This is a genomic window from Azospirillum agricola (genome assembly GCF_017876095.1).
Classification (GTDB): Bacteria; Pseudomonadota; Alphaproteobacteria; order Azospirillales; family Azospirillaceae; genus Azospirillum; species Azospirillum agricola.
The window spans coordinates 1-24,687 of record NZ_JAGINM010000016.1; the positions used below are offsets into that span (position 1 = coordinate 1).

Annotated in this window: 17 protein-coding genes; 8 read left to right on the forward strand and 9 right to left on the reverse strand. The window is 70.0% G+C overall.

All coding sequences use genetic code 11. The features are described from left to right. The coding region (locus tag J2847_RS22075) for a beta strand repeat-containing protein (RefSeq protein WP_411800643.1) at positions 1 to 3,516 on the reverse strand (3,516 nt) is incomplete at its 3' end. 351 nt (positions 3,517 to 3,867) lie between these two features. Here J2847_RS22075 and J2847_RS22080 point away from each other — a divergent pair. After that, positions 3,868 to 7,953, forward strand: a complete 4,086-nt coding sequence (locus J2847_RS22080) for a peptidase domain-containing ABC transporter (RefSeq protein ID WP_233474705.1) — start codon at positions 3,868 to 3,870, stop codon at positions 7,951 to 7,953. Between the two features lie 54 nt (positions 7,954 to 8,007). After that, a complete protein-coding gene (locus tag J2847_RS22085) occupies positions 8,008 to 9,318 on the forward strand; it encodes an HlyD family type I secretion periplasmic adaptor subunit (RefSeq protein ID WP_209780996.1) in 1,311 nt (436 codons plus the stop codon). Positions 9,319 to 9,472: 154 nt separating this feature from the next. On the opposite strand, the gene J2847_RS22090 is transcribed toward J2847_RS22085, so the two are convergent. Next, positions 9,473 to 9,676, reverse strand: a complete 204-nt coding sequence (locus tag J2847_RS22090; RefSeq protein WP_209780997.1) for a hypothetical protein — start codon at positions 9,674 to 9,676, stop codon at positions 9,473 to 9,475. A gap of 378 nt (positions 9,677 to 10,054) precedes the next feature. Between J2847_RS22090 and J2847_RS22095 the strand changes: the two genes are divergently transcribed. Next, positions 10,055 to 11,560: a hypothetical protein gene (locus tag J2847_RS22095; protein ID WP_233474706.1), complete on the forward strand. Its 1,506-nt coding sequence runs from the start codon at positions 10,055 to 10,057 to the stop codon at positions 11,558 to 11,560. Between the two features lie 21 nt (positions 11,561 to 11,581). On the opposite strand, the gene J2847_RS22100 is transcribed toward J2847_RS22095, so the two are convergent. From J2847_RS22100 to flgF, 7 genes are all read right to left on the reverse strand, one after another. Then, positions 11,582 to 12,868, reverse strand: a complete 1,287-nt coding sequence (locus J2847_RS22100; protein WP_209780999.1) for a TRAP transporter large permease — start codon at positions 12,866 to 12,868, stop codon at positions 11,582 to 11,584. After that, positions 12,865 to 13,371 (reverse strand): TRAP transporter small permease, encoded by a 507-nt coding sequence (locus J2847_RS22105; RefSeq protein ID WP_209781000.1) that lies wholly within the window; start codon positions 13,369 to 13,371, stop codon positions 12,865 to 12,867. Before J2847_RS22105 ends, J2847_RS22100 begins: the two co-directional genes overlap by 4 nt. 125 nt (positions 13,372 to 13,496) lie before the next feature. After that, positions 13,497 to 13,976, reverse strand: coding sequence for a hypothetical protein (locus J2847_RS22110; RefSeq protein WP_209781001.1), 480 nt, complete (start codon positions 13,974 to 13,976; stop codon positions 13,497 to 13,499). Positions 13,977 to 13,997: 21 nt separating this feature from the next. Then, complete coding sequence (flgH, locus tag J2847_RS22115; RefSeq protein WP_143269056.1) at positions 13,998 to 14,732, reverse strand: flagellar basal body L-ring protein FlgH; 735 nt, start codon at positions 14,730 to 14,732, stop codon at positions 13,998 to 14,000. A gap of 20 nt (positions 14,733 to 14,752) precedes the next feature. Beyond that, positions 14,753 to 15,514 carry a flagellar basal body P-ring formation chaperone FlgA gene (gene flgA, locus J2847_RS22120; RefSeq protein WP_209781002.1) on the reverse strand — a complete coding sequence of 254 codons (762 nt, stop codon included), beginning with the start codon at positions 15,512 to 15,514 and terminating at the stop codon, positions 14,753 to 14,755. A 5-nt stretch (positions 15,515 to 15,519) separates the two neighbouring features. Then, a complete protein-coding gene (gene flgG, locus J2847_RS22125) occupies positions 15,520 to 16,305 on the reverse strand; it encodes a flagellar basal-body rod protein FlgG (RefSeq protein ID WP_085558400.1) in 786 nt (261 codons plus the stop codon). A 12-nt stretch (positions 16,306 to 16,317) separates the two neighbouring features. Beyond that, positions 16,318 to 17,049, reverse strand: a complete 732-nt coding sequence (flgF, locus tag J2847_RS22130) for a flagellar basal-body rod protein FlgF (RefSeq protein WP_209781003.1) — start codon at positions 17,047 to 17,049, stop codon at positions 16,318 to 16,320. 169 nt (positions 17,050 to 17,218) lie between these two features. Here flgF and J2847_RS22135 point away from each other — a divergent pair, with 169 nt between their 5' ends. The 5 genes from J2847_RS22135 (at position 17,219) to flgK (ending at position 24,683) form a co-directional block, all read left to right on the forward strand. Continuing rightward, positions 17,219 to 19,696 carry a hypothetical protein gene (locus J2847_RS22135; RefSeq protein WP_233474707.1) on the forward strand — a complete coding sequence of 826 codons (2,478 nt, stop codon included), beginning with the start codon at positions 17,219 to 17,221 and terminating at the stop codon, positions 19,694 to 19,696. 148 nt (positions 19,697 to 19,844) lie between these two features. Next, complete coding sequence (gene motA / locus J2847_RS22140; protein ID WP_085558403.1) at positions 19,845 to 20,732, forward strand: flagellar motor stator protein MotA; 888 nt, start codon at positions 19,845 to 19,847, stop codon at positions 20,730 to 20,732. Between the two features lie 6 nt (positions 20,733 to 20,738). Beyond that, positions 20,739 to 21,776, forward strand: a complete 1,038-nt coding sequence (locus J2847_RS22145; RefSeq protein ID WP_209781005.1) for a flagellar motor protein MotB — start codon at positions 20,739 to 20,741, stop codon at positions 21,774 to 21,776. A 212-nt stretch (positions 21,777 to 21,988) separates the two neighbouring features. After that, entirely contained in the window at positions 21,989 to 23,209 is a 1,221-nt protein-coding gene (locus J2847_RS22150; RefSeq protein ID WP_267912556.1) for a flagellar hook protein FlgE, read from the forward strand. A 25-nt stretch (positions 23,210 to 23,234) separates the two neighbouring features. After that, positions 23,235 to 24,683, forward strand: coding sequence for a flagellar hook-associated protein FlgK (gene flgK / locus J2847_RS22155; RefSeq protein ID WP_209781007.1), 1,449 nt, complete (start codon positions 23,235 to 23,237; stop codon positions 24,681 to 24,683). Positions 24,684 to 24,687: the final 4 nt, after the last annotated feature.

Here is a 24,687-nt window from a genome sequence, read left to right on the forward strand (position 1 = left end):
CGCGTTCGTCAGCGTCGCCCCGCTCGGGATGCCGCTGATCCGCACGCTCAGCGTCTCCGACCCGTCGGTGTCGGTCAGCGCCGGATTGATCGTCAGCGCAATCGCCGTGTCCTCGTCGCCGCTCGCCCCCTGCACGCTCAGCGTCGGCGTGTCCGACACCGGGTTGACCACCACCAGCAGGCTCCGGTCCACCGATACCGCGTCGGCCACACCGTCCTTGGCCGTTGCCGTCACCGTCAGCGTGAAGTCGACGTCGCTGTTCTCCGGCGGTGTGATCTTCAGGCCGGCCAGCTGATCGGGCGTCAAGGTGATCGTGCCGTTGCCGATCGTCAGCGTATCACCCGCCGTGTTGCTCAGTCTGGCGCCGGAGGGGATCCCACTGATGGTGATCGTCAGCGTCTCCGAGCCGTCGGTGTCGGTCAGGGCGGAGGCGATGTTCAGCGCGATCGCCGTGTCCTCGTCGCCACTTGCCGGCTGCACGGTCAGCGTCGGCGTGTCGGTCACCGGATTGACCACGACCAGCAGCGGTTCGCTCACTGACACCGCGTCGGCCACACCGTCCTTGGCCGTTGCCGTCACCGTCAGCGTGAAGTCGACGTCGCTGTTCTCCGGCGGCGTGATCTTCAGGCCGGCCAACTGGCCGGGCGTCAGCGTGATCGCGCCGTTGCTGATCGTCAGCGTGTCGCCCGCCGTGTTGCTCAGGCTGGCGCCGGAGGGGATCCCACTGATGGTGATCGTCAGCGTCTCCGACCCGTCGGTGTCGGTCAGCGCCGGATTGATCGCCAGGGCAATCGCCGTGTCCTCATCGCCCGTCGCCGACGAGACGCTCAGCGTCGGCGTGTCGGTGACGGGAGTGACGGTGACCAGCAGCGGGGCGACGGTGGTCGCCACCTCGGCCACGCCGTCCTTCGACGTCGCGGTGACGGTCAGGGTGAAGTCGTCGTCGCTGTTCCAGGGCGGGGTGATCGTCAGCCCGGCGAGCTGCTCCGGCGTCAGCGTGATCGTGCCGTTGCTGATCGTCAGCGTATCGCCGGCACCGTTGTGCAGGCTGGCGCCGGCCGGAATGCCGCTGATGGTGATCGTCAGCGTCTCCGACCCGTCGGTGTCGGTCAGCGCCGGGTCGATCGTCAGCGGGATGACGGCGTTCTGGGCGCCGGTCGCGTCCTGCACGCTCAGGGTCGGCGCGTCGGACACCGGGTTGACGGTGACGAGCAGAGGCGTGCTGGTGCTGGCGGGAGCGGCGTCGCCGTCCTTCGATGTCGCGGTGACCGTCAAGGTGAAGTCGGCGTCGCTGTCGCGCGGGGGCGTGATCGCCAGACCGGCGAGCTGGCCCGGCGTCAGCGTGATGGCGCCGTTGACGATGGTCAGCGTGTCGCCGGCCCCGTTGGTCAGGACGGCGCCGGCCGGAATGCCGCTGATCGTGAAGGACAGCGCCTCGGACCCGTCGGCGTCCGGTTGCACGGCTCTGATGGCGAGCGGAATCGGGGTGTCCTCGTCACCGACGGCGGCGGGCGCGGTCAGGACCGGCGTGTCGGACACCGGGTTGACGGTGACGAGCAGCGGGGCGCTGGTGCTGACCGCCTCGGCCACGCCGTCCTTCGCCGTCGCCGTGACGGTCAGGGTGAAGTCGACGTCGCTGTTGGCCGGCGGCGTGATCGCCAACCCGGCGAGCTGGCCCGGCGTCAGCGTGATCGTGCCGTTGCTGATCGTCAGCGTCTCGCCGGCGCTGTTGCGCAGGCTGGCGCCGGCCGGAATGCCGCTGATCGTGATCGTCAGCGTCTCCGACCCGTCGGTGTCGGTCAGCGCCGGGTTGATCGTCAGCGCGATCGCCGTGTCCTCGTCGCCACCGGCGGCCTGCACCGCCAGCGTCGGCATGTCGGACACCGGATTAACGGTGACCGGCAGGGTGGAGGTCACGCTGGCCGGAGCGGCGGTGCCGTCGGTGCTGGTCGCCGTCACGGTCAGGGTGAAGTCGGCGTCGCTGTTCAGCGGCGGCGTGATCGCCAGCCCGGCGAGCTGCTCCGGCGTCAGCGTGATCGTGCCGTTGACCACCGTCAGCACACCCCCGGCGTTGCTGAGGACGGCCCCCTCCGGAATGCCCGACAGGGTGATGGTCAACGCCTCCGACCCGTCGGTGTCGGTCAGCGCCGGGTCGATGGACAGCGGAATGGCGCTGTCCTCGTTGCCGCCGGCGGCCTGCACCGCCAGGGTGGGCGTGTCCGACACCGGGTTGACGCTGACGACGAGCGGCGCGCTGGTGCTGGCGGGAGCGGCCGAGCCGTCGCGGCTGGTCGCCGTCACGGTCAAGGTGAAGTCGGCGTCGCTGTTCAACGGCGGCGTGATCGCCAACCCGGCGAGCTGTTCCGGCGTCAGCGTGATCGAACCGTTGCTGATCGTCAGCGTGTCGCCGGCCGCGTTGGTCAGGACGGCGCCGGTCGGGATCCCGCTGATCGTGATCGTCAGCGTTTCCGACCCGTCGGTGTCGGTCAGCGCCGGACTGATCGTGAGCGCGATGGCGGTGTCCTCGTTGCCGCCAGCGGCCTGCACCGCCAGGGTGGGCGTGTCCGACACCGGATTGACGGTGATCGGCAGTGTGGCGGTCACGCTGGCCGGGGCGGCGGTGCCATCGGTGCTGGTCGCCGTCACGGTCAGGGTGAAGTTCTCGCCGCTGTTGGGCGGCGGCGTGACGGTCAGACCGGCGAGCTGCGCGGCGGTCAGGACGATCGCCCCGTCGACCACCGCCAGGGGGGTGCCGGAGCCGTCGCGCAGCACCGCGCCGGCCGGAATGCCGGACAGGGTGACGGTCAGGACCTCGCCGGCGTCGGTCAGGGCGGCGAGGATGTTCAGCGCGATGGCGGTGTCCTCGTCACCGGCGACACCCCCCACCGTCAGGGTCGGCGCGTCCGAAACGGCCGGCGGTGGTGCGGCAGCGGGCTCGGTGTCGATTGCGGCGACAGCGACGGGAGCCGCCTCGCCCGGCACGGCGGCAGGGGTCGGGGTGTCCGCGAGGGAAGCCGTCCCCGCGGTCTGGGAGGCCGTCGCCTGCGCCTCGGAATCGCCGGAGAGGGCGTCCAGCTCCGTGTAGACCGTCGTCGTGCGCGCCGACCACAGGACATCGACCGGATCCGTGCCGGCTGCGGCCGCCTCGCGGCTTTCCTCCCCGAACAGGCCGGAGCCGTCGGGGCCGCCCGTGCCGGAACCGCGCGTTCCGTCCGAGCGGAACAGGTCACCGTCGAGCAACTGCGCGGTCGTCGCCTGATCGGCCGCCACGGCGGTCGAGCCACCGGCGACGCTGCCGGTCTGCGCGCCGCCGCCGATCATCAGATCCTCGGCTCCCCGGTACTCGGTCTGCACATAGCCGAGCGTGTCGTCGGGCCGTTCCAGTTCGACGGTGCTGGTTTCGTGGATCACGCCGCCGAGGCGGGAGCCGTCGACCTGCTGCAGAAGAGTCAGATCGTCCAGGATCTGGCGATCATCGACCGCCGCGTTGTTTCCCTGAACCGCTTGCTCAGCCATCGGACCGCTCCACGACAACAGAGGCGCACCGCGCCTGGGGATTCTGCACGAGCCTCCTTTCTAGCTCTTTGAGTTGCTTGTGATAAGAATCTTCCTGTGATGAAATTCAACAGGCACAAACTCACACGTATAGATACTAATTTATTTTCAACGGCTGCGATCGCCGATTGTGCGCTTAACAAAACCGCTGAAAAGCAAGCCGCCGGGACTGGCGGCGCCACCCGCCGCCACCCGCACGCATGGGCGAGCAAAATGGCCCGTTGCCATTTGTTGCTATTCGCGGATTTACCTATCACTAGCAATTATGCTGTTGATTAGCTGTCTCGATACCCTGCGCACAGGTTTGGTCTCTTGCAGCCCGCTTCCCTGCCTTCCGCCCGCAACGCCCCGTCCGCCAAGGCCGGAGCCGACCGTGACCAAGCCGCCGAGAAGGCGGCCCGCCGGCTGCTGTCCGGCATGCTGGGTCCGCGGCGCGACCGGGTCATGCTGGTGCTGGCCTCCTTCGCGCTCAACCTTTCCGGTTTGGCGCTGCCGGTCACACTGTTGCACGTCTACGACCGCATCCTGCCCAACGAGTCGTACGGCACCATGCTGCTTCTCGGCATCGGTTGCGGCGTCGCGGCGGTGATGGAGGCGATCCTGCGGGTCGCGCGCTCGGCGCTGACCACCTGGATGGGCGCGCGGATCGAGCACCAGTCGAGCGCCTCGCTGATCGACCGGCTGATGCGCATGCCGCTGAACGCCTTCTCCCACCAGGGCATCGGCACCCATTTCGAGGTCTATCGCGCCATCAAGATGGTGCGCGAGTTCTATTCGGGCCAAGCGCTGCAATCGGCCATCGATATTCCCTTCGCCATTCTCTATCTGGGGCTGATCGCGCTTCTGGCCGGCTGGCTTGTGGCGATTCCGCTGGTGGTGCTGGGACTGTTCCTGATCCTCGGCGCCGTCCTCGGCAAGCGGATGCGCCGGGCGCTGGAAAGCCGCCACACGCTGGAGGAACGGCGCCTGAACTTCATCAGCGAGGTTCTGGGCGGCGTCCACACCGTCAAGGGGCTGGGCGCCGAAGCCGGCCTGCTGCGCCGGCACGAGCGCCTGCAACAGGGGTGCAGCGAGGAGGATTTCAATGTCGCCCGGCTGAGCGGAACCGCCTCGGTCATCGCCACGACCCTGGCGCAGGCGACCATGATGCTGGTGGTCATCGTCGGCAGCGTGTCGGTGATCGACGGGGCGATGACGACCGGCGTGCTGACCGCCTGCTCGATGCTGGCTGGGCGCTGCGTGCAGCCGGTGCAGGCGCTGTTCGACCGCTGGGTGCGCTACCAGTCGGTGTCGCTGGCGCTGCGCCGGATCGGTCATGTGCTGCTGGAGGTCGGATCCGACGGCGGCGCCCTGGACGACGAACCGGCGAAGGCCGCCGGAAAGGCCGACTCCGATGCGGTCGGCCAGCCGCTGGCCGCCGGCTCCATCGAAATGGACAAGGTCCGCTTCGCCTACGAGCGCGGGCCGGAGATCCTCGGCGACCTGTCGCTCAGCGTCGGCCCCGGCGAGTTCCTCGGCGTGGTGGCGACCAACGCGTCGGGCAAGACGACGCTGCTGCGGCTGATCCTGGGCGCGCTGCGCCCGACCGACGGCAGCGTGCGGGTCGGGGTGCGCGGCGCCGGATCGGACACCGCAAGCGACGCGATGACCGGCATCGGCGGGGTCGTCTATGTCGGCGAGAACCCCGAGCTGTTCAAAGGCACCATCCTGCAGAACCTGACCCTGTTCGACCCGGGCCGGGCCGATCTGGCAATGGAGGTCTGCCGCCGCTTCGGGCTGGACCGCCGCATCGCCAGCCTGCCGCAGGGCTACGAGACCATCGTCGGCGACGCCTCGCAGGAATCGCTGCCGCGCGGCGCCCGCCAGATGATCTGTCTGGCCCGCGCCCTGGTCCGCGAGCCGGCTGTGCTTCTGCTCGACGAGCCGAACTCCTCGCTCGACGTCGAATCCGACACGGTGTTCCGCCGCGCCCTGGACGAACTGCGCGGCAGCGTCACCATCCTGCTGGTCACCAGCCGCCCCTCCCTGCTGTCGCTGGCCGACCGGGTGGTGCAGATCGTCGGCGGCCGCGTGATCAGCCGGCCCGAGCCGGGGTCCGACGGCGCCGCCTCGCAGCCGGTGCTGGTGTCCAGCACCCCCGCCGCCGACAGCGCCGCCACGGCCAAGGCCGACCCGATCAAGGCGGCGCACAACGACGAGGACGTCCTGCGGCGGCGCCTGTCGGAAGCCTCGGCGGTCGGCGCCTGCATGATCCCGCTGCTCGACGGGCTGGGCTGGCGCGGCGCGCCGCAGGCGCTGGCCGAGGCGCTGCCTCACTTCTCCGAGGTGCAGACCGTCGAGGAGCTGTGCGACGTCCTGCAACGCCTGCATTTCGAGGGACGGAGCCTCCGCGTCGATCTCTCGCGGCTCGACCCCGCCCTGCTGCCCTGCCTGTTCCAGGGGCGCGACGGCGCGGTCCACACGCTGCTGTCGCTCGACGACGGCGGCGACGGCGTCAAGGCCTTCAGCGGCAAGACGCGCGACACCGTCACGCTGACCGCCGGCCGGGGCACAGCCTACGTCTTCACCCCTCTGGAAACCACGGCGGCCGGCGCCGGGGCGCAGAACTGGGTCAGCACGGTGGCGCAGGGCTTCCTGCCGCTGCTGTGGGCGGTGCTGGGCCTCAGCGCCGTCATCAACCTGCTGTCCATCGCCGCCCCGCTCTTCACCATGGCGATCTACGACAAGGTGGTGACCACCGGATCGATCGACACGCTGGTCACCATCGCGGTTGGCGCCGTCCTGGTGATCGGCGGCGATTTCGCGCTCCGCCAGATCCGTGGCCGCGCGCTGGCCCACGCCGGATCGCGCATCGCCCGCTCGATCAGCAACGCCACCATCGAGCGCATCCTGATGCTGCCGGTCGGCATGAGCGAGCGCGCCAACATCGGCACCCAGATCGCCCGCGTGAAGGATCTGGAATCGATCCGGGACTTCATCAGCCAGGGGCAGGTCGCCGCCCTGTTCGACGTGCCCTTCGCCCTGTTTTACCTGATCGTCATGGCCGTGCTGGGCGGGCCGCTGGCGCTGGTGCCGCTGGCCGCCGTGCTGATCACCGCCGGTATCGGCGCCGCCGTCCACCCGCTGGTGCGCGCCCGCACCAGCTCCACCGCGCGGGCCGACACCGAGCGGCAGGAATTCTTCGTCGAGATGATCGCCAAGATGCCGGCGCTGCGCGCCATCGGCGGGCTGGCCCACTGGCGCGACCGCTACGACCGGCTGTCGGCGAAGACCGCGCGGTCGGGCCACAGCGCCGCCAACCTGTCGGCGACCCATGTGTCGCTGGCCGGGCTGGTGGTGCCGGTCGCCGGTCTGTCCACCGTCGGCGTCGGGGCGATTCAGGTGTTCAACGGCGCAATGACGCCGGGCGCCCTGATGGCCTCGATGATGCTGCTGTGGCGGGTGATGGTGCCGCTGCAAACCGCCGTCACCCTGCTGCCGCGCATCGAGCAGCTGCGCGGCAATGCCCGCCAGATCAACGGCCTGATGAGCATCCGGCCGGAGCGCGAGCCGCGCTGCGCCACCCTGCCGCCGCGCCGGTTGAAGGGCGAGGTGTCCTTCTCCCGCGTGTCGCTGCGCTACCGCAACGACGCCGACCCGGCGCTGGTCGGCGTGTCCTTCTCGGTCAAGCCGGGGCAGATCGTCGCCATCGTCGGGCCGGACGGCGCCGGCAAATCCTCCCTGCTGAAGGTCATGCTCGGACTGTATCCGCCGCAGGCGGGCAACGTGCGGATGGACGGCGTCGACATCCGGCAGATGGACCCGATCGACCTGCGCAAGTCGGTCGGCTACGTGCCGCAGGCCACCACCCTCTTCTACGGCACGGTGGCGCAGAATCTGCGCTTCGCCGACCAGACCGCCGACGACGCCGAGTTGCGCTGGGCGCTGTCGCTGGCCGGCGCGCTGGACGAGGTCGAGGCGCTGTCGAACGGGCTCGAGACCCGCATCGGCGACAACCAGTCGATCCGCCTGTCGCCCAGCCTGTCGCAGAAGATCTGCCTGGCCCGCGCCTACATCCGCCGGCCGAAGATCCTGCTGCTCGACGAGCCGGCCAGCCGGCTGGATTTCGAGGGTGACAAGGCGCTCCACGCCGCGCTGAGCGCTTTGCGCGGGCACAGCACCATCTTCCTGGTCACCCACCGGCCAAGCCACCTGACCCTGGCCGACACGGTGCTGACCATGGACGCCGGCATGATCGCCCCGGCCAGCCCGGCCGGCGGCCTGCCCGGCCCGCGTCCCGGCGGCCCCGGCGGAAACGCCACCGCCAACGGCATCGTCGGAGCGCTGCTCGGCGGGGCCGCGCTGAACCGCCCGGTCGGGCTGGCTTCGACGTCGACACCGCAGACCCGTCCCCACTGATCCGCCCGTCTCCGCCTTTCCGCTTTCGCCCTCCTGCTTTCCGTGTGATCGTCCATGGCCGCTTCCGACCTCGCCCGCCCCACCGGCAAATCGCTCAGCGCCGACGACGCGACCCTGTCGCTGGTCCGCGCCACCATCCTCGTGCTGGTCCTGCTGATGGTCGCCCTGCTGGTCTGGGCCACGCTGATGCCGGTCAAGGAGGCCGTCGTCACTCCCGGTCAGGTGGTGCCGTCGGGCAACGCCCAGGTGGTCCAGCATCTGGAGGGCGGCATCGTCGCCTCCATCCTGGTCAAGGACAGCGATCTGGTCGAGGCCGGGCAGCCGCTCGCCGTCTTCGATCCCAAGCAGGTCCAGGCCGAGCTGGAGCAGATGAACGTCCGCCTGCTGGCGCTCGACCTGCGGGCCGAGCGGCTGCGCGCCTTCGCCGCCGGGCGCGAGCCGGACTTCGCCCAGTTCACCAAGGCCGACCCCACCCAGGTCGCCGACCAGCGCCTGATCTTCGACACCCAGCGGCAGGCGCGCGACACCGCGACCGCCGTGCTGCAATCCCAGGTCGCCCAGCGCGAGGCCGAGCTGGCGCTCTACGAGGGCCAGCTCGCCAGCATCAAGGACCAGATCGCGCTGATCACCGGCTCGGTCGACATCCGCAACAAGCTGGAATCGATGGGCCTGTCATCCAAGCTGCAATCGCTGGAGACCCAGCGCGAGCAGTCGCGCCTGATGGGCGAGCAGCGGCGGATCGAGAGCCAGCTGATCACCACGCAGCAGGCGATCACCGAGGCCGGCAACCGCATCCTCGACCAGTCGGCCAAGCTGTCGCAGGACGCGGTGACCGAGATGGGCACCGTCACCGCCGAGATCGCGCAGCTCCGCGAGGCGCGCGCCAAGCTGGACGACCGCTCCAAGCGCCTGACGGTGCTGTCGCCGGTGCGCGGGCTGGTTCAGGACCTGCGCATCAACACCGTCGGCGCCGTGGTCCCGGAGGGCGGCGTCCTGATGCAGATCGTCCCGGTCGACCATGAGATGACGGTCGAGGCGCACGTCGCCCCGCGCGACGTCGGCCAGCTCCATGTCGGGCTGGGGGCGACGGTGAAGGTGCTGACCTACGACTTCGCGCGCTACGGTTCGATCCCCGGCACGCTGCGCCGGATCTCCGCCTCGACCTTCCTGGACGAGCAGCACCGCCCCTACTACAAGGCGGTCATCGGCCTGAGCCGCAACTATGTCGGCCATGACGAGGCGCAGCATCCGGTCCTGCCCGGCATGACGGCGCAGGTCGAGATGACCACCGGCGAGCGGTCGCTGCTGGAGTATCTGCTGAAGCCGATCTACTTCGCCCTGTCCGACAGCTTCAACGAGCGTTGATCTGAAGGTTGATTCCTTGCCCCCCGCCCGCTGGGCAGGGGGGATTGGGCAAGGGTCCTGCCAAAACGACGCCGGCCGCCCGTCCGACGAGGGACGGGCGGCCGGCAAATGGACCATGATGTCAGTCAGGGATGGAGCCGAGGCCGCGTCGGGCTCAATAGGCGCCGAGCGACCGGGCGAGGCCCGAGAACTCCTCGGCCAGCCAGCCCTCCCGCTCGATCAGATGGCCCATCAGATGCTTGAGCGCCGCCTCGTAGGCCACCGCGCGATCACCGTCGGACAGGCCGGCGCCCGACGACAGGCGGGCGACGAAGGCATCGACGGCGGCGTCGGCCTTGCGCGGATCGATGTCGGTCATGGCCGGAAGCAACCTGGGGGCAGGAAGGGGAGCGGGCCGGGGAATCATGGAGCGCCTCGCTGATTGACGCGTTGCCTGTGTGGATAATGCGGCCACCCGCCCGAACTGTGAAGATACGATTTGGCGATTAAATGAAATAAATTTATTAAGCATTTGATGAAATTCGTTGCAATGCGTTTCACGACAGGCTCGCCGGATTCTGTCATACGTGGGTGTGCGGTTGCTGCAATGCCGGGATTGCGCGGTGCCGTCCTGTCTCATACCGACAGAATGTGTCACCATATATCAGTAGCAGTATCACTTGCTTCTAATTAAAATGCCGGGCATCTACCAGCGCCAGTGGAAGCCATGGCGGGCCGCCCCAACAGCAGCGTTCTCATGCAAAATCCCGCTCCGGACGCCGCGCTGGACAGTCTGGACAAGGTGAAGGCGATTCTGGCGCCGCTCGACCGGTCGCAGAAGTCCAAGCTCTTCGAACTGGTGCGCGCCGGTCATCTGGAAAACGACCAGATGACGATCGAGGTCGGACGCCTCATCGTCGCCATGTTGAACGGCCCCCGCACGGAACACGCCCGGCGCATCTGGACCGGCTGGTTCGATCCCGTGATGCTGCGCACCGACGCGCTGATGCTGGCGGAGATGCGGCCGCCCGGCTGCCTGCACGTCGCCGACGCCGGTGCCTGGTGGTTCGCGCTGCTGCCGCATCTGCGCGAGCTGGCCGGACAGGTGCAGACCGACATCGCCCAGCGGGCCAGCGAACATCCGCTCGACGTCGTCCTCGCCTCCCCCGCCGCCGCTCATTGGGCCGAGGAACTGCGCGGCCGCTCGCTGGCCGTGCTGCGCCAGCGCGGCGGGGCGGCGATGCTGCTGACCTCCGCCAACACGGAGCGCGCGACGCTGCTGCGCAAGCGTGGGCTTTCCGGCGTGCCGCCGTTGTCGATGGCCGATCTGGCGATGCTGGATTCCATGCTGGAGCACGCCCCCCTGTGGAAGGGCGTGGCCCGGCCACGCGACACCGTCGGCGCCCTGCACGCCGCCTCCGGCATGACCGAACGGGCAGGAACCCCCGACGGCGGCCTGCTCTACGCGCTGACCCTGGTGAACAACACGCGCGACCCCGACCAGGCGCTTGCCCTCTACGGCCTGTTCCCCAACTCGCCCCTGGTCGAGGCGGCGGTCGGCCATCTGCAATTCTCCTGGCAGGCCCTGCGGCAGAAGCTGGAGGATCTCCATCTCGGGCGCGCCGCACCGCCGCAGCTCACCGCGGGGGAATCGGCGGAGCGGCTGCTGGAGCGCGCCTTCCGCTGGTACGACGCGCTCCAGGGATTCGGCATCGAGCGCGGCGGCCGGAGCTGGCCGGCGGTCTCGACGGCGCTCGGGCGCGTCACCGCGCTGGTCGAGGGCGAGGTGGTGCCTGTGCTCAGCCACCGCCTGCTGACGCTCAACGCGTCGGCCTCGCCGGCACCGCTGATCGAGCGGGTCCGCTTCATCAACCAGTTCAACCAGCGTCTGGCACGGCGCGGTATCGCCGCCTCCTCCAACCCCTGGCTGCCGGCGATCGGCGAGCATCTGGCCGGCCTGTTCCGCCAGGCCGGCGCCTACGGGCGCGACGATGCCTTGCCGACGATGGCCCGGCTCTGCGAGCTGGCGGAGGAGACCGGCTATCCCATCGAGGTCACGGCCATCGACAAGACCCTGCTGGCCATCGTCGAGCACGCGTTGCGCGACGGCCGCGAACTGGACCCCGGCGAGAGCCGGCTGATCGAACGCGTCGTCGCCGTCTCGACCGAGGAACGCCGCAAATGCCGCTGGTGGGTGTCGAGCGAGCTGGTCAGCCTGCTCGACGCCGCCCAGCAGCGGGGCGTCGGCTCCGCGCCCCACTGAGGACTCCCCGCCAGCCCGCCTTCAATACCCGAGGGTCTTCGGCAGCCAGAGCGCCAAGCCCGGAAAGGCGACCACCGCCGCCAGGGCCAGGAACATCGAGACGATCAGCCAGCCGACCCAGCGGACCGTCGCCTCCATCGTGGTGCCGGCGATCTTGCAGGTCACCATCAGATTGACCGCCATCGGCGGCGAGAACTGGCCGATGGCCAGCTTCATCGTCAGGATCACCCCGAACCAGACCAAGTCCCATTGGAAATGATTGGCGATCGGCACCAGGATCGGCAGCAGGATCAGGAAGGTCGAGACGCCGTCCAGGAACATGCCGATCACCACCAGCGCGGCGATCAACAGCGCCATTACCCCATACTGGCCGATGCCCAGCTCGACGATGCCCTTGGCGATCGGGTCGATGACGCCGAGCGTCCCGGTGGCCCAGGCGAACACGCCGGCCAGCGAGACGACGATCAGGATGATCGCCGACAGCTCCGCCGATTCCACCAGCACCTTGTAGAGATCGCGCAGGGTCAGCGTCCGGTAGATGACGAAACCGACGAACAGGCCGTAGACGGCGGCGACCACCGCCGCCTCGGTCGGGGTGAACAGCCCGGCGCGCATGCCGCCCAGGATCAGGACCGGGGCCATCAGCCCCCAGATCGCGTCCTTGAAGGCCTGCCAGATCGACGGGCGTGCCTCGCCCTCCTTCGCCACCTCGCCGAATCCGTGGTGGCGCGACATCCAGACGGCGGGAACCAGCAGAGCCAGGCCGGCGAGGATGCCGGGGATCATCCCGGCGGCGAACAGCGCCGGCACCGAGGCCTGCGGCACCATCACGCTGTAGATGATGAAGGCGATGGAGGGCGGGATCAGGATGTCGGTCGCCGCCGCGGCGCCGATGACGCTGGCGGTGAAGGCTCGCGGGTAGCCTTCCCGCAGCATCGCCGCGGTCATCACCGCGCCGACGGCGGCCGAGGTCGCCGGGCCGGAGCCGGAGATGCCGCCCATGAACATGGCGACGATGATGGCGACCGCCGGCAGCGCGCCGCGCCGCTTGCCGATCACCGCCAGCGCGAAGGTCACCAGCCGCTCCGCCACGCCGGAGCGCTCGAAGATCAGGCCGGTCAACACGAACATCGGGATGGCCAGCAGCGGATACTTCGCCATGCCGGTGTAGACCGTGGTCGGCAGCGACATGATGCCGAGTCCGGCGACGCCGATCACCACGGCCCCGGCCAGCCCGAGCGCCATCCCGATGGGGATTCCGGCAACCAACAGTGCGAAGAACCCTCCAAACAGCAGCGCCGTGATCATGATTCCCGCCCCCGCATCACACGCAGGAAGCGGCCCGCCGCGCGCGCCACGATGACGGCGGAGAGCACCGGCAGCCAGATCGTGTAGATCCATTGCGGCACGCCGAGCCCCGGCGAGGTTTCCTCGAACCGGTATTCGTCCCACACCAGGAGCGAGCCGAAGCCGGCCAGCCCGAGGAAGACCAGCATGGTCACCACGAGCGCGAACAGCTCCGCCTTGCGGCGCATGGCGGGTGACAGCCGGTCCATGAAATAGGTGATGCGGATGTGGTGGTTGCGGACCACGGCGACCGAGGTGCCCAGCAGGGTCATCACCACCATCAGGACGATGGCGTATTCCTCGGTGAAGGCCAGCGAGATGTTGGTCAGGTAGCGGGTCAGCACGTTCGCGAAGGTGATCAGGCCCATCGCCGCGATGGCCGCCGCCGCGAGCGCCTCCTCGATCCGGATCGGAACACGGGGGCTCGGCTCCTCGCCCGGCGTCGGCTGAGTGTCTTCGGTCATCAACGAATCTCTGCTTGCGAAGTAATCCTTTCGTCACTCTAGCCGGTTTCGGGGGATCCTGTCCCACCGCATGGTGCGTAGGCAGGATTGTTTCAGGCGTGGGCAGTCCGGCGGAAGGAGCGCCTTCAGGACCGGCTGTTGTCCTGACGCAGCAGCCGGTCGATCAGCACCGCCTTCACCGGCGGGCTGGAGTACGACCCGTTGGCGCTGCGCAGCAGGGCGGCGGACACCGCCAGCGGATCGACGGCCGGTCCGTCGAAGCTTCCCGATCCGGCCAGCCCGAACAGGGTTTCCAGCATGGCGCTGCGCGCGTGCGGCAGGCGGCGCTTCAGCATGTTGGCCTGGTCGCTGCTGCCGGCCTCCAGCGTGATCTGCGTCAGGATGAAGGCGACGGTCCGCCCCTTGGCAAGCATCGGCACGATCAACTGGCCGGCCTCGACGTAATAGGGGCCGGTGCCGATGGTTTCCCCGGCCACCGGTCCGGGCGGCGCGTCGGGCGACGGCGCCGGCGGCGCCGGGCGGGGCATCGCCTCGTAGCGGCCGTAGCCGTAGCCTCCGGCGAAGGCGAGGCCGGCGGCCACGGCGAACAGGAGGACGGCTTTCATGATGCGGGGCTCCGCCGGCCGTCAGAAGGGCAGGATGACATCCAGAACCTGCTGGCCGTAGCGCGGCTGCTGCACATCGGTGATCTGGCCGCGCCCGCCATAGGTGATCCGGGCCTCGGCGATCTTGTCGTAGTCGATGGTGTTGACGTTGGAGATGTCCTCGGGCCGCAGCACGCCGGCGATCCGCATCTCGCGCAGCTCGTAGTTCACCCGCACCTCCTGGCGGCCGGCGATGACGAAATTGCCGTTGGGCAGCACCTGGGTCACCACGGCGGCGACGCGCATGGCGATGCGCTCGGTGCGCTGGATGGTGCCGTTGCCGCTCGACGTGCTGGTGCTGTCCAGGTCGACGAGGCTCGACGGGTCGACCGCGTCGGGCAGCACCGCCGGCAGGCGGCTCTCCAACCCGAAGAAGTTCGGCAGCCCGGCCTTCTCGCTGTTGGCGCGGCCGCGCTGGGTGCTGTTGCGCATCTGCGCCTGATCGGAAATGTCGATGATGACGGTCAGAAGGTCGCCGACCGACTTGGCGCGCGGGTCGCCGAAGAAGTTGCGCGAGCCGGTGCGCCACAGGGAACTCGGGATCTGCTCGGTCGGCACCGGCTGCGGCATCGGCATGGAGATGACACGGGCCTCCGGCTGGAGCGCCGGGTTGGAGATCTCCGACAGGGACGGGGCGCTGCCGATGTCGGCGAGGCGCGCGCAGCCCCCCGCGGCGACGGACACCAGCAGCAACGGAACGAGGGCGGCGCGGCGCATGGCGGGTCTCCGGGGGTTCATCACGGCTGGCTTTTCAGGGCTTGGACGCTGCCGGCGCCGTGGGCGGGGACGCGCGGGCCGCTGACCGACACCGTCTCGGCGCCGGTGACGGTGCCGGTGACGACGGTGCTGCTGGCGATGTTCATGACGCGGACGACGTCGCCGACGCCGCCCTCCTGCAAGGCCCGCCCGCGCGCGGCGAGCAGCAGCGGGCCATCCTCGTAGACCAGCGTCACCGGGCGGTTGCGCTGGACGACGATCGGCGCGCCCACCGAACCGACATGGATCAGCCGCCCGGCCGGCATCTGGCGCCGTGGCGACAGGCCGATCAGCGAGTCCGCCGACGCGACGTAACCGGCTCCGGCGCGCTCCAGCGGCATGCGGACGGTGGTGAGGTCGACCGCCTCGATGACCTCGCCCGGCCGGATGCGGCGGGTGGGAACCGGCATCTCGACCTCAATCTCGGCGCGGCCGCTCAGCTCGATAATCCGACCGTTGCTGGCGACCTGGGCGCGGAAGGTGCCGGTGCGCGCGTCGTAGACGATGTCGCGCACCGTCTCGACCGGCCCGTCGAACGGCGTGGCCAGGCTCAGCGACACCCGCGCATCGGCCGGGACCGAGGGGCCGAGCGTGCCCAGCAGCTCCTCGGCCAGCATGGTTTCGACGATGCCGGCCAGCGACGGGGCCGGAAGGAAGAGCAGCGCGGACAGCGCCAGCAGCGCCGCCGCCAGCCGGCGGCCCCGGGGAGGGGTGCGGGGCCGGCAGGAAACGGAACGGCGCATGACGATCACCGCATGTTGGTCATGGTGGAGGCCATCTGGTCGCCAGCCTCGACGACCTTGGCGTTCATCTCGTAGGCGCGCTGGGCCGAGATCAGCTCGGTGATCTCCTGCACCACGTTGACGTTCGAGGATTCCAGGTACTTCTGGCGGATGGTGCCGAAGCCGGCCTGCCCGGCCAGGCCGTCCTGCGCCTCGCCCGACGCCGGGGTGGCGCGGAACAGGTTGTCGCCCAGCGCCTCCAGCCCGGATTCGTTGACGAAGACGGTCATGGCGAGCTGGCCCTGGTTGACCGGCTGGGTCTGGCCGTCGACATAGGCCAGCACCTCGCCCGAGCGGTTGATCACCACCTCGCGCGTGCCCTGCGGCACGGTGATGCCGGGGGCGACGGTGAAGCCGTCGGAGGTGACGATGGTGCCTTCCGGCGACAGCTTGAAGCTGCCGGCGCGGGTGTAGACGGTGTCGCCGCCCGGCTGGGTCACGTTGAAATAGCCACGCCCCTCGATCGCCAGATCCAGCTCGTTGCCGGTCGAGGTCAGGCTGCCGGTGGTGTTGATGCGGTTGACCGAGGTCGGCCGCACGCCGAGCCCGATCTCGATGCCGGTCGGCACGATGGTGCCGCTGTCGGTCGACTGACTGCCCTGGCGCCGTTCGGACTGGTACATCAGGTCCTGGAACTCGGCGCGCGAGCGCTTGTAGGCCGTGGTGTTGATGTTGGCGATGTTGTTGGAGATGACCTCGACGTTCAACTGCTGGGCCATCATGCCGGTGGAGGCGATGCTGAGCACGCGCATGCTCGAAACTCCTTATTGGGATTTGCCGAGGCGGTTGATGGCGGTGCGCAGCAGATCCTGCCCGTCGTCCATCATCTTCGACACCGCCTGATAGTCGCGGGTGAGGTCCATCATCCGCCCGATCTCGGCGATGCCCTGGACGTTGGATTTCTCGACCTTGCCCTGGATCAGCCGGGTGTCCGGCGCCGGGCGCGGCTCCATGCCGTCGCCGGCCTCGAACAGCAGGTCGCCGGTCTGCGCCAGCATCTGCGGGTTGTCGAAGCGCGTCACCGCAAGCCGGGCGACCACGTTGCCGTCGGCCGACAGCAACCCGTCGGGGGCGATGGTGACGGTGCTGTAGTCGGAATTGATGGTGACCGGCCGCCGCCCGTCGTCGAGCACCGGGTGGCCGTTGGCGGTGACGAGCTGCCCGTCGGCGTCGCGCCGCATGCGGCCGTCGCGGGTGTAGCGCACGCCGTCCGGCGCCTGCACCGTCAGGAAACCGTCGCCGTCCAGTGCCACATCGTACGGGTTGTCGGTCTGCGTGAAGGCGCCCGGCCGCAGGTCGGTGTAGGTGGAGCGGTCGATGGTGAAGGCGATGCGGTCGGTCGGCTTGCGGCCGCCGGCCTCCAGCGCCGTTTCGAACAGGGTGCGCTCGCCGCGGAAGCCGGCGGTGTTCATGTTGGCGATGTTGTTCGCCACCACATCCAACTGCCGCCGCAAGGCCACCTGGCGCGACAGTCCGATGTAAAGCTGGTTCTCCATCGCGGAACACCCCTGGGTTTGAACGTGGCCTTAATCTGGACGAGGCAGTTTAAAGCCGGGTTTCAACCTGGTACCGGCATGGTCGCGTTCCATCGGCACTGAATCCGGTTTGGCGATCATTTGGATAAAATTCGGGATGACTGCGATGAAACGGCGCACAGACACAGGAATGACGGTCGCCTCGACGCTGCTTCTCGTCGCGCTGGCAACGCCCGCCACGGCCGGAGCCGCCACGGTGAAGGCGCAGCTCGGCGACCATCTCGGCGATTTCTCGCGTCTGGTGCTGAGCCTGCCCGACGGCGCCGAACCCGACGCCATCGCCGACGCCTGCGCCCTGCGGGTCATCCTGCCGAAGCGGGCGCGCTGGCCGTTGGACGTCCTGAACGGCATCTGGTCGGTCCGCCTCTCCGGCTTCGAGGCGGTGGAGGATGGCCGCACCCTGACCGCCGCGATCCCCTGCGGCGCCCGCGTCACCGCGCTGCGCGAGCGCAGGCTGCTGATCGTCGACGTTGCCGGCCCGCCGACACCCGGCCGCAAGCCGCCGGTCCCCGTGGACGTCTTCGCGCCGGAGACGCCGGACGGCCCGCCGGTGGCCGGGGCGGAGCCGGCGCCCCTCCCCGCCCCCCCGGCGGACACCGCACCAGCGACCTCCCCGCCCCCCTCCGCCTTCAGCGAGATCGCCGGGGCGCTGAACCCGGTCGGCGTCGCGAACGCCCAGCCGGCGCCGGTCAGGCTCGCCCCCCTGCCGGCTCCCCCCGCCGCGATTCCCGCCCCCGCCGTCGCCCCTGTTCCGGCCCAGCCCCCGGCGGCACCCGTCCTGGTCAAGGCGGCGCCGCCGAGCTTGGAGGAGGATGTGCGGGCCAGCATCGAACAGACGCTGCGGCAGCTCGAACGGCGTCCGGGTGGCAGGCCGCCGGCGTCCACCGCGCCGCAGCCCGGCGCTCCGGCCGCCGCCGCGCCGGCTCCGGTGCCGCAGGGTCCGCCGCCCATCGGCCCGATGGATCTCCCCGCCTGGGCCGGCGACGATTTCGTGCAGACGCGCGAGCGCCTGCAACAGGCGTTGAGCGACGCGCGCGGCCGCGGCCGCGTCGACGGCTTCATCGCCCTCGCCCGCTTCGCGCTGGCCCGCGCCTTGGAGGAGGAGGGACGCGCCGCCCTCGAAGCAGCCGCCGCCCAATCCCCCGCGCCCGACCAGCGCTACAGCCTGCAAATCCTCGGCGACGCCTTCCGCGCGCTCGACCGCGCCGACAAGCCGGACGACAGCCTGTTCGTGCAGATCCCGCCGGGCGCCGCCCCCGACCATCACGTCTGGCGCAGCGCCACCCTCGCCCCCACCCGTTGGGCGGCGGCGCGCGAGGGGCTGCCGATCGCGCTGAAGCGTCTGCTCGACTACCCGCCCGAGTTGCGCAGCCGGTTGCTGACCATCCTCGCCGAGGCGGCCAACGCCGCGCGCGACGCCAACGCGCTGAACCTGATCGTGCTGGAGATGATCACGGTCGACGCCAAGGGCATGGCCGACGGACGGCTCGACTGGTTCCGCGGCCAGTTCGCCGAGCTGCGCAACACGCCGGACACGGCGCTCGACCATTACCGCAAGGCGTCGGACCTCCGCAGCGGTCCCTACGCGCGGCGCGCCGAAGTGCGCGGGATCGAGCTGCGCCGGACCATGGGCAAGCTGGACGAGGACGGCGCCATCGCCGAGCTGGAAGCGCTGCGCTACGCCTGGCGCGGCGACGACATCGAGACCGACGCGCTGGCGGCGCTCGGCGGCGCCTACGCACGGCAGGGGCGGACCGAGGCGGCGCTCGACATGTTCGGGCTGCTCGGCCGGCGCTTCGGCGCGACAGCGCGCGGACGCGAGGCGCTCGTCGCCGGCCGCGCGCTGCTGGCCGCCGTGCTCGACCAGCTGGAGCGCGCCAGACCGGGCGGGCTCTACCCGTTGGCGCTCCAGGCGCGTCACGGCCGGCTGGTGGCGCTGGCCGACGACGGCGACGCGACGCTGCGACGCCGCCTCGCCACCCTGCTGGTCCGCGACGGCTACAGCGTCGAGGCGACCCGCATCCTCCACGCGCTGGTCGAGGACTCCACCGGCGTCCGCCGCGCCGAGCTGGGCGCCGTGCTGGCCCGCGCGCTGATCGATTCCGGCCGCGAGGGCGAGGCGCTGGAGGTGCTGAACCGCACCGGCGACAGCAACCTGGAGGCCGCTCTGGCCGAGCGCCGCGCCCTGCTGCGGGCCGACGCGCTGCTCGGCGACGGCGACACCATGCGGGCACTCGACACGCTGCGCGGGCTGGCCGGCGGGGCGGCGGACCGGCTGCGGGCGCGCGGCCTGTTCGAGGCCGGAGAGTGGCCGGCGGCGCGCACCGCCTTCGCCGAGCTGGTCGCGACCGCCGGCGGGGAGCCGGCCGCCGAGGACGTCGCGCTCTATGGGCTGTCCGCCTATCTGGCCGGCGACACCGACACCGTGCGCGGGCTGGCCGAGAGCCAGCGCGGCCGGCTGGCCGGAACGCGCTGGGCCGGGCTGCTCGACACGCTGACGCCGCCGCCGGCCAGCGACCGGCCGCTCGACACCGACGAGGTGACCCGCCAGCTCGCCGCCGCCGACGCGCTCGACCGGCTGGCGCGCGGCTGGCGGAACCGGCCGTGACGCGTCCGCCCATGGACCGTCCGGCCGTGAATCGTAAAGCCACTTTAAACGCGGCGGGTTAACCAAGGGTGACGGATCCGGCACGCGTGCCCCGTCCCCCTGTACCGATCCCCCGCACCGGCGCCCTCGCCGTCCCGGAGAATGAAACATGCGCTTGATGTTCGGGTTGATCGCGGTGTTCGCCAGCGTGCTCGGCGGTTTCGCCGCCATGGGCGGGCGGATGGCCGTGCTCTGGCAGCCGGTGGAGATCGTCATCATCATCGGGGCCGGGCTCGGCGGCTTCGTCATCGCCAACTCGCCGACCGTGCTGCGCGAATCGCTGCGCACCGTCGGCGCCGTGGCGCGCGGCCGCCGCACCTCCAAGAACGACTACCTCGACATGATCGCGATGGTCTACGGCCTGCTGCGCATCGCCAAGTCCAAGGGCATGTCGCAGATCGAGGGCGACATCGACCGCCCGGCCGACAGCCCGCTGTTCACCCAGTACCCCAACGTGCTGCGGCACGAGCGCTGCATCGTCTTCCTGTGCGACTACCTGCGCCTGATGGCGCTGGGGCAGGACAACCCGCACGACATGGAAGCCCTGATGCAGGAGGAGCTGGACACGCTGGGCCGCGAGCTGGGGCAGGTTCCCAAGGCGTTGCAGAACTTCGCCGACGCGCTGCCGGCGCTGGGCATCGTCGCCGCCGTGCTGGGCGTCATCAACGCGATGGGCGCCATCAGCGAGGCGCCGGAGGTGCTGGGCCACATGATCGGCGGGGCGCTGACCGGCACCTTCCTCGGCGTGCTGCTGTCCTACGGCATGGTCGGACCGATCGCCAGCGCCGCCCGCCAGCGTCGCGAATCCGAGCTGAACATGTTCTTCTGCATCAAGGCGGCGCTGTGCGCCTATCTGCGCGGCAGCCCGCCGCAGGTCTGCGCCGAGTACGCCCGCAAGGTGCTCTACACCGACATCCAGCCCAGCCTCGCCGAAGTCGAGGTCGCCACCACCCTGTCCTCGCAGGCCAAGGGCCGCGAGGGCCGGCAGGCCGCGTGACCGCCGATGCCGCGCAAGACCGCCCTTCCCCCGATCATCGTCAAGCGCCACCTCGCCGCCCATGACGAGGAGGAGCACAACGGCACCTGGAAGCTGGCCTACGCCGACTTCGTGACGGCGATGATGACCTTCTTCCTGGTGATGTGGCTGATGAACATCACCACCACCGAACAGCGCAAGGGCATCGCCGACTATTTCAACCCGGTCGCCGTGTCGCAGAGCCAGTCCGGCGCCGACGGCATGCTGGCCGGCCGCTCGGTGGACAAGAGCGGTTCGCTGACCACCCCCAACGCCGAGGGCCACGAGGCGAGCCCGGTGGCCTCGCCGCCGGTCGTCGCCTCGGTCGGCGACAGCGACCGCCAGCCGGCCGGCCGCAAGGATCCGATGCCCCACCCGCTGGGCGGCCGGACTCCGGGCGAACCGGTCGACCTGCTGCGCGCGCCGCCGGCGCCGTCCGCCCCGCCCGCCGACACCGCCCCGGCACCCGCCGGCAGCACGGCCAGCCTGGGTGCCACCCGCGCCGAGCTGGAGGCTCTGCTCGACCAGCAGTCGGCCGAGCTGACCGAGAAGGCCGCCCTGGAGACGCTGGAGCGCGACCTGCGCGGCCGCATCGCCGCGTCGCCGGAGCTCAGCGCCCTGTCCGACAGCGTGGTGATCCAGCAGGTTCCCGAGGGTCTGCGCGTGCAGTTGACCGATCAGGCCCGCTTCTCGATGTTCAAGGTCGGCTCGGCCCAGATGAACGAGCCGGGCCGCCGTCTGATGCGGATGGTGGCGGCGGCTCTGGCACCGGTGCCCAACGGCATCGCCATCGCCGGCCACACCGACGGGCTCGGCTACGCCGCCGAATCGAAGTACGGAAACTGGGAGCTGTCGAGCGACCGCGCCAACGCCGCCCGCCGCGAGCTGGTCGGCTCCGGCATCTCGGCGAAGCGGATCGTCCGCGTCGAGGGGCGCGCCGACCTCGACCATTTCGCCGCCAACGCTCCGCTCGACCCCAGCAACCGCCGCATCAGCATCACCCTGCTGCGCAAGCCGGCGGGATGAACGGGCATCCGTTCCCCGAACGGAAAAGACCAAGGATTGAACCGAGAAAGCGGCCGGCATTTTAACAAAAGCGGGCCATTTTTCCTTTAAAGCGCCTTTAAAACCACCGCGCTATCGTCGCTCCATCAGTCCTCCGTGGAGAATCCCGGGACGCCCCTCCCCCTTCGTTCGACGGTTGACCAGAGGATTCCACGATGAGCCTGTACAGCGCCATGCGATCCGGAGTCAGCGGCATGTCCGCCCAGAGCTCTCGCCTCGCCGCCATCTCGGACAACATCAGCAACTCGCAGACGGTGGGCTACAAGCGGGCCACGGTGGACTTCTCGACCCTGTTGACCTCCCCCGGCAGCAGCGTCTACACGGCCGGCGGCGTGCAGTCGAGCAGCCGCTACCAGATCGAACAGGACGGCACGCCGATCGGCACCAATTCGGCGACCGACATGGCGATCAGCGGCAGCGGCTTCTTCGTGGTCGGCAACAACAGCTCGGGATCGCCGCAATATTCGCTGACCCGCGCCGGCAGCTTCAAGCCCGACGACAGCGGCTATCTGCGCAACACCGCCGGCCAGTATCTGGAGGCGTGGAAACTGGCGCCCGACGGCGGCCTGCCCAACGTCAGCACCACCCGCTTCGACGACCTGGAGCCGGTCAACATCGGCAACCTGCTCTACGGCGGCAGCCGCACGACGGGGATGCAGTTCTCCGGCAACCTGCCGGGCCAGGCGGTGAACGGCGACACCTTCACGACGACGCCAAGCTTCTACGACGGGCTCGGCAACGCCCAGGATCTCAAGCTGACCTGGACCAAGACCGCCAACCCCAACGAATGGACGCTGGGGGCCACCGCTCCCACCGGCTACACCGTGACCGGCGCCCCGGTGACCGTCACCTTCGCGGCGACCGGCCCCTACGCCGGCATGCCGGTGGACGGGTCGGGCAACCCGGTCACCCCGGCCTCCTTCACCATCACCTCGCCGGCCACGCCGACCGCCGACACCATCACCTTCAGCATGGGCAACGTCACCCAGCTCAACGGCGACTACATCCCGCAGGTCATCGGCGACGGCGCGAAGGTCGGGCGGGTCAGCACGGTGAACATCGACGACACCGGAAAGCTCTGGGTGGTCTACGACAACGGCGCCCGGCAGGCGCTCTACCAGGTTCCGGTCGCCAACGTGGTGAATCCGGACGGTCTGGTCGCCCAGAACGGCAACACCTTCACGCTGGGCATGGACGCCGGCCCCCTGAGCCTGAGCAAGGGCAACAGCGCCGGCGCCGGCAGCGTGATCGGCGGGGCGCTGGAGCAGTCCAACGTCGATATCGCCACCGAACTGGTCTCGCTGATCGAGACCCAGCGCGCCTACTCGTCGAACGCCACCATCGTGCGCACCGCCGACGAGATGGTCGACGAGACCAATCGCCTGAAGCGTTGAGCGCGAGAAGCGACGGAGCCCAGCCATGAGCGTTCAATTGGCCCTGTCCGCCGCCCTGTCCGGGCTGCGCACGACCCAGCAGCAGGCAGCCCTGCTCTCGCACAACATCGCCAACGCGACCACCCCCGGCTATGTCCGCCGCGACCTCGCCCTGTCGGCATCCGTCACCGGCGGACAGGGGGCCGGCGTCAAGGTCGACGCCATCGCCCGCAAGGTCGACGAGCTGCTGATCCGCGACGCCCGCTACGAGACCAGCCGCTACACCGGGCAGGAGGCGCGCGCCTCGGCGCTGGCCGACTACGCGCTGGTGCTGGGGCAGCCGCAGGACGAGCGTTCGGTCTCGACCCTGCTGTCGAAGCTCCAGCAATCCTTCGCGCGCCTGCACGACATGCCGAACGACGACGCCGCGCAGAACGCGGTGGTCGCCCAGGCGGTGGCCCTGACCCAAGGCCTGAACAACGCCGCCGAGGCGGCCCGGACGGTGGAGACCGACGCGCGCAACCGGCTCCAGAACTCGGTGGACACGGTCAACGCGTCGCTCCAGCGCATCGGCGAGCTGAACGGCGCCATCGCCAGCCTCGACGCCAAGGGCGGCGACACCGGCGATCTGCGCGACGAGCGCGACCGGCTGCTCGACACCGTGTCGGAGGAGATCGGCATCCGCACCTACAGCCGCGACGACGGGCAGGTCGTGGTGATGACCCGCAACGGCCAGACCCTGCTCGACGGCCAGCTCGACCCCGGCGAAAAGCCGCTGACCATCGTCGGCAACGACCTGATGGCGAACGGCTCCCGGCTGGTGTGGCTGGGTTCGGGCACTCCGCCGACCGGCACCAACCCCAGCCCCGACACGGAGATCCAGACCGGCCGCATCATGGGCTATGTCCAGACCGTCAAGCAGGACATGCCGCGCGCGCTGGCCCAGCTCGACGAGTTGGCCGCCGGAATCGTCCAGCGCTTCCGGAGCGCCGAGACCGACCCCGATATGACCAAGCCGGGCCTGTTCACCGACAATGGCGCTGCCTACACGACCACCGCCGGACTTGCCTCGCGCATTGCCGTAAATAATTTGGTCAGGACGGAAAGCTGGCGGGTGCAGAGCGGCGTCCTGGCCCTGGCGGCGCTGCCGGCCGGCGACCAGACGCAGATCGAGCGATTCTCCGCCGCCTTTACCGCGACCACCGGCGCCTTCGCGCCGGGCCTGGACCTGCCGACGGCGGCGACGACGCTGGGCGACTACGCGACCGCGATGGTGTCGGTCCAGCAGGGCTACCGCACCACCGCCGAATCCGAGATGAACTCGCGCAAGATCAGCGCCGACACCCTGCAATCGGCGCGCCTCAACCGCGACGGCGTCAACATCGACGACGAGATGCAGAAACTCCTGCTGATCGAGCAAAGCTACGGCGCCAGCGCCCAGGTGGTGCAGGTCGCCGGCCGCATGATCGACATCCTGCTCCAGATCAAGGGCTGAGCCG

Coding starts and splice junctions, on each gene's coding strand:
- J2847_RS22085 (WP_209780996.1), top strand. CDS start 8,008: ATGGCCGCTTCCGACCTCGCCCGCCCCACCGGCAAATCGCTCAGCGCC.
- J2847_RS22090 (WP_209780997.1), bottom strand. CDS start 9,676: ATGACCGACATCGATCCGCGCAAGGCCGACGCCGCCGTCGATGCCTTC.
- J2847_RS22095 (WP_233474706.1), top strand. CDS start 10,055: ATGCAAAATCCCGCTCCGGACGCCGCGCTGGACAGTCTGGACAAGGTG.
- J2847_RS22100 (WP_209780999.1), bottom strand. CDS start 12,868: ATGATCACGGCGCTGCTGTTTGGAGGGTTCTTCGCACTGTTGGTTGCC.
- J2847_RS22105 (WP_209781000.1), bottom strand. CDS start 13,371: ATGACCGAAGACACTCAGCCGACGCCGGGCGAGGAGCCGAGCCCCCGT.
- J2847_RS22110 (WP_209781001.1), bottom strand. CDS start 13,976: ATGAAAGCCGTCCTCCTGTTCGCCGTGGCCGCCGGCCTCGCCTTCGCC.
- flgH (WP_143269056.1), bottom strand. CDS start 14,732: ATGCGCCGCGCCGCCCTCGTTCCGTTGCTGCTGGTGTCCGTCGCCGCG.
- flgA (WP_209781002.1), bottom strand. CDS start 15,514: ATGCGCCGTTCCGTTTCCTGCCGGCCCCGCACCCCTCCCCGGGGCCGC.
- flgG (WP_085558400.1), bottom strand. CDS start 16,305: ATGCGCGTGCTCAGCATCGCCTCCACCGGCATGATGGCCCAGCAGTTG.
- flgF (WP_209781003.1), bottom strand. CDS start 17,049: ATGGAGAACCAGCTTTACATCGGACTGTCGCGCCAGGTGGCCTTGCGG.
- J2847_RS22135 (WP_233474707.1), top strand. CDS start 17,219: ATGACGGTCGCCTCGACGCTGCTTCTCGTCGCGCTGGCAACGCCCGCC.
- motA (WP_085558403.1), top strand. CDS start 19,845: ATGCGCTTGATGTTCGGGTTGATCGCGGTGTTCGCCAGCGTGCTCGGC.
- J2847_RS22145 (WP_209781005.1), top strand. CDS start 20,739: ATGCCGCGCAAGACCGCCCTTCCCCCGATCATCGTCAAGCGCCACCTC.
- J2847_RS22150 (WP_267912556.1), top strand. CDS start 21,989: ATGCGATCCGGAGTCAGCGGCATGTCCGCCCAGAGCTCTCGCCTCGCC.
- flgK (WP_209781007.1), top strand. CDS start 23,235: ATGAGCGTTCAATTGGCCCTGTCCGCCGCCCTGTCCGGGCTGCGCACG.